Here is a 4,709-nt window from a genome sequence, read left to right as displayed (position 1 = left end):
TCCCGTTAATGTTGCAACTCCTTTGCCTCCTTTGAATTTTATATAAACAGGAAATATGTGCCCCATAAGTGCTGCAAGAGCGTATAAAATCTGGAGGTTTGCAAATTCTTCCGATGAGGGATTGTGAATTGCAAGTAAATAAACGAGTTTTACTGATGCGTATCCTTTAAGTATATCAAGGAGCAGCACTATAATCCCCGCTTTTACACCGAGAATACGCAGTGTGTTTGTTGCGCCGCTGTTGCCGCTTCCTTGCTTTCGAACATCAGTATTATAAAATAACTTTCCTATTAAAACAGCAAAAGGAATAGAACCCAATAAATATGAAATTAAAATTCCCGATATTTCTGTCAATTGGTGCATATAGTTGTTAAAATATTTTCTGATAATAGATATAACCTTTTCCACCACCTAGTAAAATATTTTCTTTAGACAGTGTGATTGCATATAAGTCAATTATCGGTATTCCTATATTTGTTTCCGTCCAGTACTTTCCTTTGTTTTTTGAATAATAAAAGCCAGTGCTTCCGCATAAATAGAAGTTCTCATTTGGCGCTATGGCAAAACCCCTTACCTGTATTCTTGATGGCAGTCCTTCGTTTGTTTTTTTCCAGCTTTTACCTAAGTTGCCGCTTTTCAAAAGGCAAATCATATTTGTTCCTATGAATATATTTTTATTGACGATATTTATAGAATAAATTGTGGCGGTTTGCATTGTACTGTTCCCCTTGTATTTCCAATGATTACCCAAATCATAAGATACATAAATTCCGCCTCCGTTTGTACCTGCAAATATTAAATCTTTTTTCTTCGATTTGAGTGTGGCAAGGCAAGTTATATTGCTGTTTACAAGTCCCGAATCTTTTTTTGTCCAGCTTTTGCCGTTATCTTTTGTAACATAAATGCCAAGTTCACTCCCTGCGTATAATAAGCTGTCCTTTGCCATAAGCGAATTTATGAATTTAACAGGAAGATTTGCGTGAAGCCATGTTTCACCGTTGTTTTTTGTGAAATAAACACCATTGTCGGTTCCTATAAAGAGAGTTGTATCTTTTTTCTCAATTGATTTTACATTTAATCTCGGAGGTAAACCCTGATTTGCCGGTTGCCATGTCATGCCGTTAGTATTGGATATAAAAACGCCGGCACCATTGGTAGCTGCAAAGTATATGTTATTTGATATTATTAATGATGAAACAAAAATTTTATTCATTTTTAATCCCGTATTTTTGCTTGACCATGTGGCGCCATAGTTGTTCGACTCATATACTCCCGATGTTTCAAGTCCGGCATACAGAGTGCTTCCCTTTGACATTAACGATATTACTTTCGGAAAATTGGGAAGTCCATTTTCACAGTATGTCCATGAAGAACCATTATCCCGTGTTATATATATGCCCTTTTCAGTTCCTATGTAGATGCTACTTCCTATAACGACAATTGCATTAGCACTTAATTTTTTCGTTTCGTCGCTGTTTATGCTTATGAGTGTTTTGCTTCCGTTGCTTAGCATATAAATACCTTTGCGGTTTGAACCTGCATATAAAGTTGAACCGCTAACAGCAAGAGATAAGAATTTGTTTGTTTCCTGATTTTCATTTATATCTTCCCAGTTATCAGCATTATTCTGTGTTACAAAAATTCCTTTTCCATAAGTGGCGATGTAAATATTTCCACTAATTATAACCATTGCTTTTATGTAAATATTTGAAGGCAAATTGTTTCTTACGTTTTTCCATTGAGTGCCATTATCCGATGATAGATAAACACTTTCACCTGTGGCGGCAAAATAAATATTTCCGAGTTGGCACATTGCAATAACCGCCTGGTTTCTTGGAAACCCTTTATTTGTCTGGCTCCATGTTTCTCCGAGGTCAATTGAACGGTATAATCCTCTTTTTGTTCCGGCATAAACAGTTTTGCCTAAAGAAGTAATAAAAGCTATCTCACTGTTATCAACGCCTTCAATATTAAGGACTTTCCATATATTTTCCACAGGTCGATATGCGAAAATTCCTTCTTCTGTGAGAGCAAAGAGGTCTTCTCCGCAATATGTCATACATTTAATGTTTCCGCCTTCAACACCGCTCGTTTGCAGCCATTGTGCAGTTGAAATGTTGCAAAAAGATGTTATAATTATAATTATGCATATTAGTTTTTTCATAATAGTAACTTAATGTTAATATAATTAATATTATACTTTAATTACGAAAAAATGTTTCAATTGATTGAATAGAAGTAATATCAATGAAAGTAATGAACTTTGGGAAAATTAAAATTCCCTTTTAACTAATTCGTTTTTACTTCACAGATGTTTTTTTCAAGTGAAAATTTATTAGTTCCGGCACCGGGTCCTTTATTATTTTGTTAAGGTTGATGTTGTTTTCTTTTGCGGTTTTTGAAACAATATCTTTGAAAGCAAAAGCTATTGAACCTATGCAGCTGAACTTTCTGTTTTTGAAATCAGACATTGTGATAACCTGATTTTTGAAATATTCTGTGATAGAAGTGTGAACAATATTGTAAAGAAAATCGTTTTTGATATTTTCTGAAATGAACGGAACAAATGATGCAAGAAATTTGCTGGGATGGCTTTTATTGTAAATAAAATGAAGCACTTCAACGGTTGACAAATGAAAGTTTTTTTCAAAAATTGCTTTTATGTCAGAGGGAAGTTTATTTTCAAGATATGATTTGATGAATTTTTTTCCAATATCTGCACCGCTACCTTCATCTCCCAAAATAAAACCAAGCGAAATGATTTTTTGTTTTATTTTTTTTCCATCGTAATAACAGCAATTAGAGCCGGTGCCGAGTATTCCGGCAATACCTGGCTTGTTGCCAAGCAATGCTCTCGCAGCACCAAGCAAATCGGAATTTATTTCAATATATGAAGAGGGGAAAAGCTCATTTAAAGCATTTTTTACGATATCACATTTCTTATGAACTGAACAACCTGCTCCATAAAAAAATATTTCATTAATTTTTTTTGATTCAACAAATGGAATTATTCTTTTTCTTAGCTCTTTTTTTATTTCACTGGAACCAATGAAATACGGATTCAATCCAGTGGATGAGAAATAAAAAGTTTTATTTTTATTATTAATTAAACACCAGTTGGTTTTTGTGGAGCCGCTGTCAGCAATGAGAAGCATTTTATAAATATGATGTGAATATTCGTTTTTTTTACCGGAATGAACTTAATCGTAAATTAAAACCCTATATCAAAACTTACTCGTATTATTGGATTTGTGTAAAAAGTATAATATGTTTCATTCAAATTCCATAGCACAAGCAAATTAGTATAAAAATTGTTTGATATTTCCTGCCTGTAACCGCCACCAACTAATAAGTTTTCAATATTTATTCTTCTCGGGGGTTTATAAGGGTCAAATAGTTGTCTGTCGAAATTAAGTAATTCATATTCTACATGCGCAAAAACATTTTCTAAAATCAGGTATCTGAAAAATATGCTGCCTCCATAAATGTTTGTTTCGAACTCATTCTGCATATCGGCATATCGCAAATACTTGTATGAAATACTGATTCCGGGAATAAATTTTTCTGTTACTTTGTAACCTAATGTCGGTGATATGTCAACAAAAGTGTAGCTTCCTACCTGAACTCCGATATTGCCTCCGGTAACAAAGCGGTTTGAACGATTTATTCTGTTTGTGTCCTGCACATAATCGTTTTTATATTGCTGCCGGGTTTCCTGTGATGAAGAGTAATGATATAATAAGACCAAGAGCATGATAAAAAAAAGTTTCAATATTCTATTGCAAAAAGAAATAGCCATTATTTTTTTAAAAAATCCAACTCAAATATAAATAAAAATATTCTTTTTTTTAAATTATTAAGAATTTTTGGCAATAATCTCCACTACTGAAATAATATTTTTATATTCGCAGAAAGTAATTTTTTGTATGGCAAGAGTTAATGAGAGTAAATCATTGAAGGCATTAAAACCCAGACGCATAATTTATCCTATGCTCATTGGAATGGGAGTTGTCGCTTTTTTTCTATACAAAGACTTTAATAATGATACTTTTTCTTTCTTCCAGTGGTCGGGGACGGCATTGCTGTTTATAATAATTGCATTTATGATGATGGCAGTGAGAGACATTGCTTATATGTGGCGAATACGCATTCTTACCGATTATAAATTATCGTGGCGAAGAAGTTTTGATGTGATTATTTTGTGGGAATTCAGCTCAGCTCTTTCCCCGCCTATTATTGGTGGAGTTGGTCCTGCGGTTTTTTTTCTATATAAAGAAGGAATAAATGCAGGAAAAAGTACGGCTATTATTTTAGTATCAATTCTTCTCGACGAATTGTTTTATATAACAATGGTGCCGATTTTATTTTTCAGCATCGGTTACGACCGCATTTTTAAAGTAGAAAATATTAATGTTTATGCTTTCGAATACGGCTTGTCATATTTGCTGTTAATAGGATACACCATATCTTTTGTTTATTCCATTATACTTTGCTATGCTTTGTTTGTAAATCCTCATACAATAAAATCGTTATTGTCGTGGATTTTTTTAATACCTGGCATAAGAAAATGGAGAATGAGAGTAAGGAAATCTGTGAATCAAATGATAATTGCTTCACGCGAACTAAAAAATAAAAATTTTGAATATTGGCTTAAAGCTGTAGCTTCAACTTTTGCTTCATGGACAGGACGATTCTGGGTAACCAATTTT

The 4,709-nt window shown here is 33.2% G+C and carries 5 protein-coding genes; 1 reads left to right on the top strand and 4 read right to left on the bottom strand.

Translation table 11 applies throughout. The features are described 5' to 3' along the window. The 4 genes from WC223_13775 to WC223_13760 all read right to left on the bottom strand — a co-directional run. Window positions 1-354, bottom strand: a 354-nt coding sequence (locus WC223_13775) for a glycerol-3-phosphate acyltransferase (GenBank protein ID MFA6925310.1), incomplete at its 3' end; no start/stop codon positions are given. A 16-nt stretch (window positions 355-370) separates the two neighbouring features. Next, entirely contained in the window at window positions 371-2,164 is a 1,794-nt protein-coding gene (locus WC223_13770) for a YCF48-related protein (GenBank protein MFA6925309.1), read from the bottom strand. 136 nt (window positions 2,165-2,300) lie between these two features. Further along, on the bottom strand, window positions 2,301-3,155 hold the full coding sequence (locus tag WC223_13765) for an ATPase (GenBank protein ID MFA6925308.1): 855 nt from the start codon (window positions 3,153-3,155) through the stop codon (window positions 2,301-2,303). Window positions 3,156-3,211: 56 nt separating this feature from the next. Beyond that, the gene (locus WC223_13760) at window positions 3,212-3,754 is read right to left on the bottom strand and encodes a hypothetical protein (GenBank protein MFA6925307.1); all 543 of its coding nucleotides are present in this window, start codon (window positions 3,752-3,754) and stop codon (window positions 3,212-3,214) included. 172 nt (window positions 3,755-3,926) lie between these two features. On the opposite strand from WC223_13760, the gene WC223_13755 reads away from it, so the two are divergent. Beyond that, window positions 3,927-4,709: lysylphosphatidylglycerol synthase domain-containing protein (locus WC223_13755; GenBank protein MFA6925306.1), on the top strand; the 783-nt coding region annotated here is incomplete at its 3' end.

This window comes from Bacteroidales bacterium (genome assembly GCA_041671145.1).
In the GTDB taxonomy this organism is placed as follows: Bacteria; Bacteroidota; Bacteroidia; order Bacteroidales; family JAHJDW01; genus JAQUPB01.
This window is presented reverse-complemented; position numbering and strand designations above follow the sequence as displayed.

Excerpts from the sequence above, each read along its gene's own strand:
- WC223_13770 (MFA6925309.1), bottom strand. The coding sequence starts at position 2,164 with ATGAAAAAACTAATATGCATAATTATAATTATAACATCTTTTTGCAAC.
- WC223_13765 (MFA6925308.1), bottom strand. The coding sequence starts at position 3,155 with ATGCTTCTCATTGCTGACAGCGGCTCCACAAAAACCAACTGGTGTTTA.
- WC223_13760 (MFA6925307.1), bottom strand. The coding sequence starts at position 3,754 with ATGCTCTTGGTCTTATTATATCATTACTCTTCATCACAGGAAACCCGG.